This is a genomic window from Pseudomonas sp. Hz4 (genome assembly GCF_054898165.1).
On record NZ_CM142719.1, the window covers coordinates 1,131,739 to 1,146,827 of the forward strand.

Consider the following 15,089-nt stretch of genomic DNA (forward strand, 5'->3'; position numbering starts at 1 on the left):
CATAGACATCGACTGTCAGGCCGCTTTCATCGCGAGCAGGCTCGCTCCCACAAGGGATCTGGTGTGTTGGCAAATCACTGATGACGTCGGAATGGGTTACTCGATACACACCAACTGCACGATGTGGTTCTCGTCTCTCAGGGTTCTGCCGGTCCAGTCTTCAAGTGTTCGCACTTGTTCTAGCGAAAGATCGTAGCCGTCAAACTCATCCTCTGGTGTATGCCAATCCATTAGTTTTGCTAGTTCCTTGTGACGGCTATTGGGTATTTCCACACTCAGGAGAAGCTCCTCACTGTGTCTGTCGAAGACCTCTATGACATGTTTCATTTTTCTTTAAATCCAGACCCTGAGTTGCGCGCCATTCAAAGCTCACTCGTAGCTGCTGAGATACAGCATTAGATCCTTGGGAAGTTCAATCATTGCGAGATTCTCAATGGCTGTAACCTGCTTGGCGGATAGTAGATGGCTTGCCATGGCATCCTTTTCTTCATGCCAAGCCATTATCGGCATCAGGGCATCCGTGGTAATGGTCCGGGACAAATCCACCTCGAATACGGCCAAGTCACCGTTTTCAGGTATTCCGTAAATCTGAAACTTCAGCTCGTACTTCATGGTTCAACCGCTCTAGTTTTGTTTGCTGGCTTTGTCTGGGCCCCCGTCTCCGGGTTGAACTCACCGAGGTGTTTTCCACGCTTGTTGTACTTCTCCAGCGCTCCATGTTGAGAGTCCCATTCGTAGATCGTACCGTCTTCATCTTTCCATCTATCGCGTAACCCACCGCCTTTTTTTGGAGTTTTAGGTGTTGCGCGTTTGAGCCCTGGGAACGCAGGGAAGCTGTTCGGTCTGGGGTGATAGCTGTGATCCCCCGGCAATACGCTCAGCATAATGTAGACCGGCTCTACACCTGTGTCGGCAGGGAACCAGATTGATCGCATCCTGATACTCGGGCGGATGCTCCGGGTTCACTAATGCTTTGTTGGCTTGCTCGGTGGGCGGGTATACCCATACGGACGGTAGTGGCGGTGCGCCTTCCAATGCAGGAATTCCCAGTACAACATCAGGATTCGCTGCTGGCGTCCAGGTCAGGCCAATCCCGTTACCGATGTCAGCAACAAACTTCTCGCCTTCTTGAGTGGCCTTGATGACCGGGACAAACTCCCAGTCTTTTTTCCCGCCTGTGTAAAAGCCGTAAGCGTTGACTGAGCCATCCGGCAATGCCTTTACATTGATACGGACACGGGTTCGCCCCGTATCCAGCATTGCGTATTGCTCATTTTGGTAAAAGGCACTGTCTGGCGAAATGCTGGTGTTCGGCATCAATACCGCAACTGTCCCGACCGCTGCACTAGTCGCCACAACCGCTGAGCCTGTTAGTAGACGCAGTGCAAGAGAACCGCCGAGACGTTGGGAAATGACGCCGCCCGTTGCCGAGGCACCCACCAGTTTCAGTGGAATCCCTTCGGCGGTGATCGCGACCCCGGTGCCAAGCACTGCCCACAACCCGTAGTCACTCAGTTTCTCGACGGGGACAAACCCGGTCGAGTTGTTGTGATTAATTACGCCGTCTGGGAGGTTGCAGCTTTTGGCGAACACGCAACCCATGGTATTGGGCTTCGCCTCTGGCTGCGAGGGGCGCTCGTTCCGTCGGACTTCATCGCGAGCCAGTCCTTTTTCATATCGGAGAATGTCTGCATCTTGACGCCGTATGTCGTCTGGGGTCGGTTTGCGGGGGCTACAGCGGGGACAGCCGCACATATAGAAGCTTCCATACTTTCGATGAAAAACATCCACCCTAGCGGGGAGTTCAAGTGCTGGCTGTAGGGCTATTCCCAAATGCCATATTCCGTTTTCCCTATATTGCCGACCAGTGGACAAACCTGTTCCTACTGGTCCCGGGAGCTGCTTTTTTTTGCATCAATATGCGGTTGTCCCGGAGGCTACACAGCCTTGCGCCGTTGCCTACAACTGCGCCAGAATCCGCCGGCTTGTGCGCCTTGGGGGCCGTCTGTAAGTTGGTTCTCGTCACTGCCCATCAGTGATCGGGTTTAGTAGCCCGTGGTTTTCCGGGGCGTATAGCGCATCAGATAGTCAGGTATTCATCCCTGCACTTTATGGTGGCTGTGCGTAGGGCGCTCTCGGGCGCGCCGGCTTCCTGGATTCCCGGTCTACTAACCTGCGTACAGCTACCACCTCTTGTTTAGTAGCTCGAGAGTGGTCGCCCTAATATTGGTATCCAGGAAATGTTTAAATCGACTACAAATCTGCCGGGCGACGACCCGGCCGCTCGATCCGAATCAATCGATCCAGAAAAACTCAACCAGAATCCACGCAAGCCCAGCACAATCTTCCTCATAGACCCCAAAATCGACAACCAAACGTTGCTGGAATACGCCTGCGAATCGCTGGCCTCAGCGAATGTCATGGCGAGTGACTTCGCGAGGTATCTGCAAGGCACGCAGTGCAACACGATGTTGGGGATTCAGCAGTCGATCATGTTGGGAGAACTGGCGGTGAATCGGGTGCTGGATAATCTGGATCCGCCCGGCTAGCCGCCGGATACTGTGGGAGCGGGCTTGCTCGCGAATACGGTCTTTCAGTCAGCACATTTGTTGAATGTTAAATCGTCTTCGCGAGCAGGCTCGTTCCCACAGGAGATTGCGTTTTCACACGGACGTCATGCGTGCATGCTTTAGTTTTCCTTTTCAGGGAGAACACTATGAGCGAATTCGACCTCGGCCGTCGTCGTGTCATGCAAGCCGTTGGTGCCGGGCTATTGTTGCCAGGCCTGGCGCCGGCGGTGATCGCCTCGGTCAAGGATCGTCCGCAACTCACCGATGGCGTGCAGTCCGGCGACCTGCTGGGCGACCGGGCGATGATCTGGAGCCGCTGCGATCGCCCGGCGCGGATGGTGGTGGAATGGGACACCCGCAGCCTGTTCAGTAACCCTCGTCGTTTTGTCTCGCCATTGGCCGTCTCCAATACTGATTTCACCGCCCGGGTCGAACTCACTGGCCTGCCCGCTGACCAGGCAATTTTCTACCGTGTGCACTTCGAAGACGCCCAAAGCGGTGTCGCCAGCGAACCCTGGTTCGGCCATCTGCGCAGTGTGCCGCAAACCCGTCGCGACATCCGTTTCGTCTGGAGCGGCGACACCGTCGGCCAGGGCTTCGGCATTAACCCGGACATCGGCGGCATGCGCATCTACGAAGCCATGCGTTTGCGTCTGCCAGACTTCTTTATTCACAGCGGCGACACCATCTACGCCGACGGTCCCATACCTCCCCAGCTCACCACGGAGAGCGGCCGTGTGTGGCGCAACATCACCACTGAAGCCAAGAGCAAAGTCGCGGAAACCCTCGATGAGTATCGCGGCAATTACCGCTACAACCTGATGGACGAAAACATCCGCCGCTTCAACGCCGAGGTCCCGCAGATCTGGCAGTGGGACGATCATGAAGTGCTGAACAATTGGTCGCCGGGCAAGCAATTGGATGAACGCTACAAGAGCAAAGATATCCACGGCCTGGTAGGTCGCGCGCGTCAGGCCTGGTTGGAATACGCACCGATGCGGTTGCAGAGTGCCGATGGGGGCGGGCGGATTTATCGCAAGCTCAGTTATGGTCCGTTGCTCGATGTGTTCGTGCTTGATATGCGCAGCTATCGCGAAGCCAATGGCGACAACCTGGGTGCCGCGAAACCGTTCCTCGGCCGTGAGCAACTTGACTGGCTCAAGGCTTCATTGAAAGCCTCAAGCGCGCAATGGAAAGTCATCGCCGCCGACATGCCGATCGGCCTCGGCGTACCCGACGGCGAAGTCAGCCCTGGCGTGGCGCGCTGGGAAGCGGTGGCCAACGCAGACCCAGGACCGGCTCAGGGGCGTGAGCTGGAAATTGCCGAGTTGTTGGGCTTCCTGCGGGCGCAGCAGGTGCGCAATTTTGTCTGGCTGACGGCGGATGTGCATTACTGCGCAGCGCACCACTACCATCCGGACCGTGCGGCGTTTCAGGATTTCGAACCGTTCTGGGAATTTGTCGCCGGGCCTTTGAATGCGGGCAGCTTCGGGCCTAATCCGCTGGATAAAACCTTTGGCCCGCAGGTGGTGTTCGAGAAAGCACCACCGGCACAAAACACCTCGCCGTTTGCCGGGTTTCAGTTTTTTGGTGAGGTGAATATTGAAGGGCAGACGGGGGAGATGAGTGTGGTTTTGCGTGATCTGGATGGGGTCAGTGTGTTTGAACAGCGGTTACAACCGGTCTGAGATATCAGCACATGATCGTTCCCACGCTCTGCGTGGGAATGCAGCCCGGGACGCTCCGCGTCCCATCTAGAGCCGAACGCGGAGCGTCCGTTGAGGCATTCCCACGAGCGTGGGAACGATCAGGCATGGAGGGTCAGTAGACGTCGCGGCGATAACGGCCTTGTTCGATCAGCCGGTCGACTTCTGGAATCCCGAGCACTTCATTGAGTACGTGATCCACGCCTGAAGCCATTCCCTGCAAACTCCCGCAGATGTAGATAACGGCACCATCAGCCAACCACTTTTTCAACTCCCCAGCCGACTCACGCAGTCGATCCTGCACATAAATCTTTTCGGCCTGGTCTCGGGAAAACGCTAGGTCCAAACGCTCCAGATCCCCCGAAATCAACCATTCCTCAAGCTCGGCACCGCACAGGTAGTCATGTTCCCGATGACGTTCGCCGAACAACAGCCAATGACGTTGCTGCCCATCGGCGATCCGCGCCTTGAGCAAACTGCGCAACCCGGCCAGTCCTGTGCCGTTGCCCAGCAAAATCATCGGCACCGGCTCGGTCGGTAGATGGAAACCGCTGTTGCGTCGTACGCGCAGGCTGATGGTGCCGCCCACAGGGGCGTGTTCGGTCAGCCAACCGGAGCCGACGCCCAAGCGGTCATCGGGATGCAGTTCCTGGCGCACGATCAGTTCGAGGATGCCGTCGGCGGCGATCGAGGCGATGGAGTATTCGCGCATGGCCAGGGGCACCAAGGCATTCACCAGTGCCTGGGCATGCAGGCCGACCAGATGGGTTCTGTTATCGGGCAGTTGTCGACTGGCGAGGGCTTGCTCCAGCGGTTGCGACAGGTCATCGAGCGTCACCGTGGCCCGACCGTCAATGCCCAGGCCATCAAGGAAATGTTCGATTGCCCACGGACCGTTGCGCGGCAAGACTTCCACCAGGTCACCGGCCAGCCAACTGCTGGTGGTGGGGGCGGTGAGGCCGAGCAAGTACACGCCCGAACCGGTGCTGTCAGGGTTGAGCCGTTCGCGGCGGGTCAGCGTCCAGTTGTCGTAACTGGGCGCTTGCCAGGTGTCCACGGGTGTCTGTCCGGTCAATAGGCCGAGTTGCTGCTGCCAGTGACGCAAGGCGTAAGGGTCGCCGCTGTCGACTTCTACCGGCGCGAACAGGGTCTTGCCTCCATGCTCGCCCAGCCAGGTGTGCAAGCGTCGGGCGAAACCGCAGAAGTGCTGATACTGACGATCGCCAAGCCCAAGCACGGCGTAGTTCAGGCTTTCCAGTCTCAACGCCTGGCCCAGCACCTTGCGTTCGAAGCGCCGGGCACTGTCCGGTGCTTCGCCGTCGCCGAAGGTGCTGACCACGAACAGCGCATTGCCGGAATCACGCAGATCCTGCTCGCTGACATCCGCCAGCGGCTGAACCTTCACCGGCAATCCGGCTGCTTGCAATTGTCCTGCGGTCTGCCATGCCAGTTGCTCGGCGAACCCGCTCTGGCTGGCGAAACCGATCAACCATGCGGGAGCGTCGCTACCCGGTTGCGCGAGACCTTTTTGGGCATCCTTGATCTGCTTTTTCTTGCGTCGACGATCGAGGTACAGCAACCAGCCAGTGACAAAGAACACCGGCATGGTCAGCGCGCTGAGCGTCAGGATAATCCGCCCGACAATGCCGAAGTAGCTGCCGACGTGCAGCGCGTAAATGCTGGTCAGCAGTTGCGCCTTGAGGCTCTTGTCGCTGTAGCGGTCATGCCGTTTGACGATGCCGGTCGCCGGATCGAGGGTGATCTGGTTCAGTGCGCGGTCGTGGGGCGAGCTGCTCAACAGGTAGAACACGGTGGCCGGCTGCCCGGCCACGGGCGGCATGCGGATGTTGTAGGCGCTCAGTGCCGGACCGGCAGCGCTGTAGATGCTGCTCCACATCACTGCGTAATCGGCGGTGGGCGCCGGGCCGCTCGGTGCAGGGCCACGGCCGCCGCGAACACGCTCGTTCTGCGGCGCGTCGGAAAGTAATTGGGTCAGCCCCTTGTTGTACCACTCATAGGACCAGGACAACCCGGTCAGCGCCGCCAGAAGGTAAAACACCAGGCACCAAGTACCGGCCACCGAGTGCAAATCCCAGTTAAAGCTGCGGCCCTTTTTCTTCCAGTCGAGGGTCAGCCAGGCGCGCCAGCTTTTCCACTGACGTGGCCAGCGCAGGTACAGACCGGACAGGCAGAAGAACACCAGAATCAGCGTACAGGCACCGGTGATCTGCCGACCGCTATCGCCCATGGCGAGGAAACGGTGCAGTTGCAGCATCAGGCCGAAGAAGTCCCGGCCAGTGGCGTCGCCCATGAACTCGGCGGTGTACGGGTTGAAGTAGCGCATCTCGCCGCGGCGCTCACCCGGCGGTGGAGTAAAGGACACCCGCGCGGCGTTGCCGCTGTCGGTCTCGACCCAGAGCATCGCGACTTTCTTGCCGGATGCACCCTCGATTTTCTCCACCAGCTCAACGGGCGGCAGGACGCCAGCGACCTGCTTCTCGACCTGCAACACAGAAGGGTTCAGCGCGCGCAGGATTTCATCCTGAAACGACACCGTCGCCCCGGTGATGCCCATCAGGGCCAGTACCAGTCCGGCGCTGATGCCGAAAAACCAGTGCAACTGGAACAGGGTTTTCTTCAACACGTCGCTCGCCTTGTTCGTTCGGAAATAATCATCACGGCGCGCATTATGCCGTGGGTTGTCGAGAAACATTCTTTTTACGCACAAAAGCCCCGTTCACCTGGATGAACGGGGCCTTGGTCTTCACGCGTCTATCAGAAGTGGAAGTTGGCGCTCAGCAGGGCGGTACGACCCGCCGCCACGTGGGCGTAGTGCGTCTGGAACACCTGGTCGAAGTAACGCTTGTCGGTCAGGTTCTGCACATTGAGTTGCAGGTCGACGTTCTTGGTCAGGCGATAGCTGGCCATTGCGTCGTAGCGCCAGTAGGAGGGGATCTCCACCGAGTTGGCGACGTTACCGAACTGCGAATCGACAAAGGTCGCACCGGCGCCGACGGTCAACTTGTCCGGTACCAGGTCGTAGGTCGACCAGAACGTGAAGTTGTTCCGAGGGGTGCTGGGCATGTGGTTGCCTTCATCGGCGGCGAGGGTGGTTTTGACCACTTCGCTTTCCATGTAGGTGTAGCCGCCGAAGACCCTCCAGTTACGGGTCAGCTTGCCGCTGTAGCTCAGTTCCACACCATTGACCTGCTGTTCGCCGTCCAGCACTTGAGTGGTGCCGCCGTCCGGATCGTTGATGCGGGCGTTGGTTTTTTCGGTGCGGAACAGTGCGGCGGTCAGCGACAGGTCGTCACCGAAGAAGTCCCACTTGGTGCCGATCTCGTAGTTGCGGTTCTTTTCCGGGTCTAGATCGGTGTTGTTCGCCGCCAGTTCCAGGCCACCGTTGCCGCTGGTTTCACCGGACGGGTTGCTGGAGGTGGAGTAGGCCGCGTAGATGCTGCCGTTAGGCAACACGTTGTAGACCACGCCGATCTGGTAGTTGACCAGGTCGCTGGTGTTCTCACGGGAGAAGTCGTTCGCTGGAGCGGTGCTGCTAGCGTTGGCGTGGCCGCTGGATTCGACCTGGTAGTTGTCATAACGCAGGCCCAGGTTCAGGGACCATTGCTCGTTGAACTTCAGCGTGTCGAACACGTAGGCCGCAGCGGTTTTGGTGTTGGTGTCAGTGAACGCGGCGCTGTCGGTGATCGACCCGTTCCAGCTATCTCCAGGCGTCGGGTTTTGCAGACTGGTGCAGTCGCCGGAGTTGAAGAGGGCGCGGTTGCAGCGGGTGCCGCTGGCGGTCGAGGTCAGGATGTACGGGCGGTTGTGGGTGTCTTGATAGGAAAACTCAAGGCCGGTGACCAGGCTGTGCTCGATGGCGCCGGTGTTGAACTTGGCACTCAGGTCAGTCTGGTTGATCCAGCCGCTGGACGTCGAATTACGGCTTTTCGCGCCGCGATACACGCTGCCATTGACCGCGTTGCCCTTGCTGTCGTCCGGGTTGGTGACAACGTAGTCGAGGGTCGAACGGGACATGCGGAAGCTGTTCGAGACCGTCAGGGCATCATTCAGATCGTGTTCGATCTTGAGGGTGCCGCTGTCATTGCTGGTCTGGCGATAGTCGCGACCGGTGAGGCCGTAGAAGTTGTCGCGATCGACATTCACAGGTTTATCGACGTTGTACTTGCTGCGGTTGGGGCTCAAGGTCAACGGGAGGCCGTAGTCGGGCATGTCGTCAGTTTCGACGTGGTAGTAGCCGACGGTCAGGCGGGTGTCGGTGCCCAGGCCAAACGCGAAGGAAGGTGCCACGCCCCAACGGCTGACGTCCACGGCATCACGGCCGGCGACGTTGGCTTCATGCTTCATCAGGTTCAGACGGAAGGCCGAGGTGTCGGTCATCTGCTGGTTCAGATCGAGGGTGGTGCGCTTGGTCTGGTCCGAGCCCCAGGTGAAGCCGCCGTTGTAGGCATTGCCCAGCTTGGCGGTCTTGCTCACCAGGTTCAGGCTGCCACCGGTGGAACCCGCGCCGGTAAAGGCCGATCCCGGACCCTTGCTGACTTCGATCGATTCGACGTTGAAGATCTCGCGGCTCTGGGATGCCGGGTCGCGCATGCCGTCGATGAACACGTCGCTTTCTGCGTTGAAGCCGCGAATGATCGGACGATCGCCGGCCGGGTTGCCGCCTTCACCGGCGCCGAAAGTGATACCCGGCGTGGTACGCAGCGCGTCGACCAGACTGGTGGCGCCCGTGTCGCGAATCACTTGTTGCGGAATCACGGTGACGCTTTTCGGCGTTTCACGCAGCGGTGCCGTGTATTTCTTGGAAGCCGAAGTATCAGTCTTGTAGGAAGTCTCGTCCTGGGCTTCGCCGGTGATATCGGTAGCGCCCAGGGAAATCACATTGCTCGGTGCTTTTTCGTCGGTCTTCTCAGCCGCGAAAGCCATGTGGCCCGCAGAGCTGGCAGTGATCGCGACGCCAATTGCAGACGCGAGCAAACGCGGTGAACTGACCGGTAATTGTTGTTTTTGGCGTGACATGAGAATTCCCCTCCCCAAGGATTTGAGGCGGCGGAATATAGGGTAAATACGTATTTGTATCAATTGCGAAACGTTACTATTTGCGACGAATTTACATTCTTTACAATTTACCCTTACGGTTTTTGGTGTCTCGTACGTCACGGGGGTTTTACAGAGTCAATAAGAATCAATACCATTGCCGCCTCTTTGTCTTCAGGTGTCTTCCCCATGCTGCTGCATATTCCCGGCGTGTTCGCGAAAGAAGAAGTGCAGCGCATCCGCGAGGCTCTGGAGCAGGCAGATTGGGCTGACGGCAAGATCACCGCCGGTTACCAGTCGGCCAAAGCCAAACACAATCTGCAACTGCCCGAAGGTCACCCGCTGGCCAAGGAGGTCGGCGCGGCGATGCTTGAACGGCTGTGGAAAAATCCGCTGTTTATGTCAGCCGCGTTACCGCACAAGGTCTTCCCTCCGTTACTGAACTGCTACACGGTCGGCGGCAGTTTCGATTTTCATATCGACAACGCCGTGCGCCAGCCCAAGGGCAGCAGCGAGCGGGTGCGCACCGATCTTTCGGCCACCCTGTTCTTCAGCGAGCCGGACGACTACGACGGCGGTGAACTGGAAATCCAGGACACTTTCGGCACTCAACGGGTGAAGTTGCCCGCCGGTGACATGGTCTTGTACCCCGGCACCAGCCTGCACAAGGTCAATGCCGTCACCCGCGGCACCCGATACGCCTCATTTTTCTGGACCCAGAGCCTGGTTCGCGAAGACAGCCAGCGCGCCTTGCTGTTCGAGATGGACGGAGCGATCCAGCAGCTGACCCAGGACATGCCCGATCACCCTTCGCTGATTCGCCTCACCGGTACCTATCACAACCTGTTGCGTCGCTGGGTTGAGGTGTAAGTGTCGGACTTTCGTTTACGCCGTGAGGAAGTCCTCGACGGTGATCGGCTCAAAGCGATGCTCGAGGAAAGCCCGGCACGGGCGGCTCAGGCGATTCTGATTGCTGCCCGCGAAGGCGTGCTCGATGCTCAGGCACTGTTGGGGCAGATTCTGCTGGACGGGCAGGGCATCGAACGGGATCAGCCGCTAGCCTTGCGCTGGTTCGAGATCGCCGCCCAGGGCGGACATCTGATGGCGCGCAACATGCTCGGTCGTTGTCATGAACAGGGCTGGGGTTGCGTTACCGATGCCTCGGTAGCCGCAAGGCATTATCGTCAGGCTGCTGAAGCGGGCCTGGATTGGGCGATGTACAACTACGCCAATCTGCTGGCCACTGGTCGTGGAGTGATCGAGGATCAGTTGCAAGCGCTGAACCTGTATCGGCATGCGGCTGAACTGGGCCACGCCAAATCAATGAACCTGCTGGGGCGTTATCTGGAAGACGGGCGGGTTTGCCCGGCGGATCCGCAAGCTGCGCGTGATTGTTATCGACGCTCGGCGGTCGGTGGAGATTTTCGTGGGCAGTTCAGTTATGCCGCTGTGCTGGCGGATGAAGGCAAGATCGATGAGGCGCTGGGCTGGCTGCACAAGGCACTGGATGGCGGGAATCTGATTTTTTTGCGGGTGGCGAGCAAAGCACTGTTGAACGCTGTGAATCCGCAGATTCGCGGATTGGCGGCCCTCTACCATCAACGCGTCGCTCAGATGAGCGATGAGCGGAGCGTGCCAGGGGTTGTTGAGTTGGTTTAAATCACTATGATTGGAAACTAATCACACCTCATCAAATTGCATCCTGGAGACGAGATCATGGTTGCAACCAAAGTCCTGACTGCCCACGTACCCCTGGAATTGGCTGATAAAGTCGATCAGATGGCTGCGAGGATGGAGCGCTCACGGGGCTGGATCGTGAAGCAGGCGCTTGCCGACTGGGTAGATTTGGAGGAAGAGCGAAGCCGACTGACTCGCGAAGCAATGGCTGACGTTGATGCTGGGCGGGTGATCGATCATCAGTCTGTCCAGGCTTGGGCCGACAGTTTGAGTACTGATAAGCCGTTGCCGGTACCGTACTGATGGAGTTGAAGTGGACGAGTAAAGCGTTATCGGATCTGGCAAGGCTTTTTGAGTTCCTTGCCGTGGTCAATCGTCCTGCGGCAGCACGCACTGTGCAATCTCTCACTCAAACTCCCTCGGCCTTGCTCAGCAATCCGCGAATCGGAGAGCGAGTCGACGAGTTTGAGCCGCGAGATGTGCGACGACTTTTAGTCGGCCATTACGAAGTTCGGTACGAGATCCAAGGCTCCACACTCTACGTACTTCGTCTTTGGTATGTGCGAGAAGACCGATAACCTGCTTTCAGATGTGTAGAATTTCAGACAAAAAAAAGCCCATGACACGTCATGGGCTTTTTTATTTCATACGAGTAGCGCTTACACGTAAAACGACTTCAGCGGCGGGAAGCCGTTGAACTCAACCGCGCTGTAGCTGGTGGTGTAAGCACCGGTCGACAGCCAGTACAAACGGTCACCAATCGCCAGGTTCAGCGGCAAACCGTATTTGTAGTTTTCGTACATGATGTCGGCGCTGTCGCAGGTCGGGCCGGCGATGACCACTTCTTCCACTTCGCCTTTCTTCTCGGTCCAGATCGGGAACTTGATGGCTTCGTCCATGGTTTCGATCAGGCCGGAGAACTTGCCCACATCCGTGTACACCCATCGCTCGACGGCGGTACGGGATTTACGTGCAACCAGCACCACTTCGCTGACCAGGATGCCGGCGTTGGCGATCAGCGAACGGCCTGGCTCCAGAATGATTTCCGGCAGTTCGTCGCCAAAGTCTTCCTTGAGGAAACGGATGATTTCTTCAGCGTAGGTTTCCAGGCTGTTGGTGCGGGTGATGTAGTTGGCCGGGAAGCCACCGCCCATGTTGATCAGCTTCAGGTGGATGCCGTCTTCTTCTTTCAGGCGTTCGAAGATCACTTTGACCTTGGCGATCGCCGCGTCCCAGACGCTGATGTCGCGCTGTTGCGAGCCGACGTGGAACGAGATGCCGTAAGGCACCAGGCCCAGGTCGCGGGCGAGGATCAGCAGGTCCATGGCCATGTCGGTCTGGCAGCCGAATTTGCGCGACAAAGGCCAGTCAGCGGTGGTCGAGCCTTCGGTGAGGATGCGCACGTAGACTTTCGAACCCGGTGCAGCCTTGGCGATGTTGCGCAGGTCGGCTTCGGAGTCGGTGGCATACAGACGCACGCCCTTCTCGTAGAAGTAGCGAATGTCTTTGGATTTCTTGATGGTGTTGCCGTAGCTGATGCGATCCGGGCCGACGCCCTGGTTCATCACTTTATCGAGCTCGTAGATCGAGGCGATGTCGAAGTTCGAGCCTTTCTCTTTGAGCAGGTCGATGACTTCGACGGCCGGGTTGGCCTTGACCGCGTAGTAGACCTTGGCGAATTCGAAACCGGCGCGCAGGTCGTCGTAGGCCTGGCTGATCATCGCGGTGTCGATCACCACGAATGGGGTTTCTTGCTGATCGGCGAACGCCTTCATTTTCTGGAAGGTATCGCGCGCGAAATAGTCATCGACGTTGATCGACATGCTGGGAACTCCTACTGGCAAACTGAAATTAACAATGGGTGCAAATGAACGTCCTCCGTATCCCCACTTTGGTTCGCCTACTTCCCAAGGCATGTCGCCGAAAGCAAAAAGGCCACGGGAGGCGGTGCTTCCCTTGGCCTTGCTGTCTCGTCGTCAGTACTTGAGCCGGATGGATCGTTTCCAGCATGGACGTTCGGCGCGAACTTTAGGGCGTGAGGGGCTTGAGATCAACAAAAAATGTCGCGTTTTTGCACGCATCCGTCGTGCGGTCTCGGACAACTACTGATGTAACCGAACCTGCATGACAGTGTGATGTTCCCTTACATGCTCATTCCCACGCTCTGCGTGGGAATGCATCCAGAGACGCTCTGCGTCTCAAAGGACGGACGCAGAGCGTCCAGGCAGGCATTCCCACGCGGAGCGTGGGAACGATCAGTAGAAAGGGATCAGGCGACCGCAGTCTCGGCCGGCGAAACAATGCTGGTCTTGCCCCCACGGGACTTGCCGGAACTCAAATACTCGGCAATCGATTCCTGAGTCACCTCACCCAGGAACACCCGCTCGGCATCCATCACCGGCAGCCACGAGCGGTTGAACTCGTACATGCGCGACAGCAGGATGCGCAAATGCTCGTCGTAGGCTGCGGTGGCGTTGAACTCGCGCAGGTATTGCGCGCATGTACCGGTCTGACGGTGCAGGTCGCGACGTCGTACATAACCCAACGCCTTGTTCTCACCATCTGTGACCACCACATAACGACGGTCCAGTTCGTCCATCAATTCAAGGGCTTCCGCCACCGGCGTTTCCGGGCTCACCGACGGTGCGTTGTCCGCTGCATCTTCGGCTTTCACCAGCAACAGACGCTTGAGGGTGCTGTCCTGGCCGACGAAGTTGCTGACAAAGTCATCCGCCGGGTGCGCCAGCAGCGTGTCCGGGTGATCGATCTGCAACAGTTTGCCAGCGCGGAAAATTGCGATTTTGTCGCCCAGCTTGATCGCTTCGTCGATGTCGTGGCTGACCATGATCACGGTCTTGTTCAGCGCCCGCTGCATTTCGAAGAATTCGTTCTGGATCATTTCGCGGTTGATCGGGTCGACCGCGCCAAACGGTTCGTCCATCAGCAACAGCGGTGCATCCGCCGCCAGAGCACGAATTACGCCGATCCGCTGCTGTTGGCCACCGGACAATTCACGCGGGTAGCGATTCAGGTATTGCTTGGGTTCCAGCTTGATCATGCTCATCAACTCGCGGGCGCGGTCGTGGCACTTCTGTTTGTCCCAGCCCAGCAGGCGCGGAACGATGGTGATGTTTTCCTCGATGGTCATGTTCGGGAACAGACCGATCTGCTGGATCACATAACCGATGTTGCGGCGCAGGGTCACAGCATCGAGGTCGGTAGTGTCTTCGCCGTTGATCAGGATCTTGCCCGAGGTCGGCTTGATCAGGCGATTGATCATTTTCAGCGTGGTGCTTTTGCCGCAGCCCGATGGCCCGAGGAACACACAGATCTCGCCTTCATTGACGGTCAGGCTGACCGAGTCCACGGCTTTCACATCTTTGCCGTTGCTTTGGAAGGTCTTGCTGAGGTTTTGAAGTTCGATCATTTGAGCAATCCTTTTGGAGTCAGCGTGCGTTGCAGCCATTGCAGAAGCAGGTCGGCGAAGATGGCCAAGAGACTGACCAGCACGGCGCCGACGATCAGCATCGACATGTCGCTGCGGCTGATGGAAGCGAGAATGAGTACACCGAGGCCACCGGCGCCGATGGTCGCGGCGATGGTCATGACACCTATGTTCATGACCACGGCGGTGCGCACGCCGGCGAGGATCACGGGCACGGCGATCGGCAACTCGACCATGCGCAGGCGCTGGCCAAAGGTCATGCCGATACCGCGCGCGGCTTCGCGAATGCCGGGTTCGACGCCGGTCAGGGCGAGGTAGGTGTTACGCATGATGGGCAGCAGCGAGTACAGAAACACCGCGGTAATCGCCGGCATCGGCCCCAAGCCTTGGCCGAATTTCGAATAGAACGGCAACAACAGGCCGAACAGGGCAATCGACGGCACGGTCAGCAGCACCGTGGCGCTGGCTTGCAACGGGCCGGCGAGGGTCGGGAAGCGTGTCATCAGGATGCCCAGCGGCACGCCGACCAGAATCGCCAAGGTCACGGCAATACCGACGAGGGTGATGTGCTGCCCGGTCAGTTGCAGGACCAATGGCCAGTCGAGATGGGAAAAGGCGTTCAGAAATTCCATGGCT

Annotated in this window: 13 protein-coding genes and 1 pseudogene; 6 read left to right on the top strand and 8 right to left on the bottom strand. The window is 58.3% G+C overall.

Translation table 11 applies throughout. The annotated features are described in order from the left end of the window. Positions 1-96: 96 nt before the first annotated feature. The 3 genes and pseudogenes from ACYZTR_RS05000 to ACYZTR_RS05010 form a co-directional block, all read right to left on the bottom strand. Entirely contained in the window at positions 97-327 is a 231-nt protein-coding gene (locus ACYZTR_RS05000; RefSeq protein ID WP_461976929.1) for a DUF7683 domain-containing protein, read from the bottom strand. 42 nt (positions 328-369) lie between these two features. Next, on the bottom strand, positions 370-612 hold the full coding sequence (locus tag ACYZTR_RS05005) for a pyocin S6 family toxin immunity protein (RefSeq protein WP_461976931.1): 243 nt from the start codon (positions 610-612) through the stop codon (positions 370-372). Next, positions 609-1,755 (bottom strand): annotated as a pseudogene (locus tag ACYZTR_RS05010) (colicin E3/pyocin S6 family cytotoxin). The gene ACYZTR_RS05005 and the pseudogene ACYZTR_RS05010 overlap by 4 nt, the downstream one beginning before the upstream one ends. 485 nt (positions 1,756-2,240) lie before the next feature. Between ACYZTR_RS05010 and ACYZTR_RS05015 the strand changes: the two are divergent. Both ACYZTR_RS05015 and ACYZTR_RS05020 read left to right on the top strand, forming a co-directional pair. Next, a complete protein-coding gene (locus tag ACYZTR_RS05015) occupies positions 2,241-2,549 on the top strand; it encodes a DUF6124 family protein (RefSeq protein ID WP_461976933.1) in 309 nt (102 codons plus the stop codon). A 167-nt stretch (positions 2,550-2,716) separates the two neighbouring features. Then, complete coding sequence (locus tag ACYZTR_RS05020; RefSeq protein ID WP_461976935.1) at positions 2,717-4,258, top strand: alkaline phosphatase D family protein; 1,542 nt, start codon at positions 2,717-2,719, stop codon at positions 4,256-4,258. Between the two features lie 133 nt (positions 4,259-4,391). Here the strand turns inward: ACYZTR_RS05020 and ACYZTR_RS05025 are convergent, their stop codons facing one another. Next, entirely contained in the window at positions 4,392-6,920 is a 2,529-nt protein-coding gene (locus ACYZTR_RS05025; RefSeq protein WP_461976937.1) for a PepSY domain-containing protein, read from the bottom strand. 131 nt (positions 6,921-7,051) lie between these two features. After that, the gene (locus ACYZTR_RS05030) at positions 7,052-9,313 is read right to left on the bottom strand and encodes a TonB-dependent receptor (RefSeq protein WP_461976939.1); all 2,262 of its coding nucleotides are present in this window, start codon (positions 9,311-9,313) and stop codon (positions 7,052-7,054) included. Between the two features lie 207 nt (positions 9,314-9,520). Here ACYZTR_RS05030 and ACYZTR_RS05035 point away from each other — a divergent pair, with 207 nt between their 5' ends. The 4 genes from ACYZTR_RS05035 to ACYZTR_RS05050 are packed head-to-tail and all read left to right on the top strand — an operon-like array spanning position 9,521 to position 11,586. After that, positions 9,521-10,201 carry a Fe2+-dependent dioxygenase gene (locus ACYZTR_RS05035; RefSeq protein WP_461976941.1) on the top strand — a complete coding sequence of 227 codons (681 nt, stop codon included), beginning with the start codon at positions 9,521-9,523 and terminating at the stop codon, positions 10,199-10,201. A gap of 57 nt (positions 10,202-10,258) precedes the next feature. After that, positions 10,259-10,990: a tetratricopeptide repeat protein gene (locus tag ACYZTR_RS05040; RefSeq protein WP_461979582.1), complete on the top strand. Its 732-nt coding sequence runs from the start codon at positions 10,259-10,261 to the stop codon at positions 10,988-10,990. A gap of 57 nt (positions 10,991-11,047) precedes the next feature. Next, entirely contained in the window at positions 11,048-11,311 is a 264-nt protein-coding gene (locus tag ACYZTR_RS05045) for a CopG family ribbon-helix-helix protein (RefSeq protein ID WP_461976943.1), read from the top strand. Beyond that, on the top strand, positions 11,311-11,586 hold the full coding sequence (locus tag ACYZTR_RS05050; protein WP_461976945.1) for a type II toxin-antitoxin system RelE/ParE family toxin: 276 nt from the start codon (positions 11,311-11,313) through the stop codon (positions 11,584-11,586). Before ACYZTR_RS05045 ends, ACYZTR_RS05050 begins: the two co-directional genes overlap by 1 nt. A gap of 81 nt (positions 11,587-11,667) precedes the next feature. Here ACYZTR_RS05050 and ACYZTR_RS05055 read toward each other — a convergent pair whose 3' ends face one another. The 3 genes from ACYZTR_RS05055 to ACYZTR_RS05065 form a co-directional block, all read right to left on the bottom strand. Beyond that, positions 11,668-12,831, bottom strand: a complete 1,164-nt coding sequence (locus ACYZTR_RS05055; RefSeq protein WP_282375022.1) for a type III PLP-dependent enzyme — start codon at positions 12,829-12,831, stop codon at positions 11,668-11,670. A gap of 446 nt (positions 12,832-13,277) precedes the next feature. After that, positions 13,278-14,435, bottom strand: coding sequence for an osmoprotectant ABC transporter ATP-binding protein OsmV (locus tag ACYZTR_RS05060; RefSeq protein WP_150633942.1), 1,158 nt, complete (start codon positions 14,433-14,435; stop codon positions 13,278-13,280). Then, a complete protein-coding gene (locus ACYZTR_RS05065) occupies positions 14,432-15,085 on the bottom strand; it encodes an ABC transporter permease (protein WP_131062971.1) in 654 nt (217 codons plus the stop codon). The genes ACYZTR_RS05060 and ACYZTR_RS05065 overlap by 4 nt, the downstream gene beginning before the upstream one ends. Positions 15,086-15,089 lie beyond the last annotated feature (4 nt).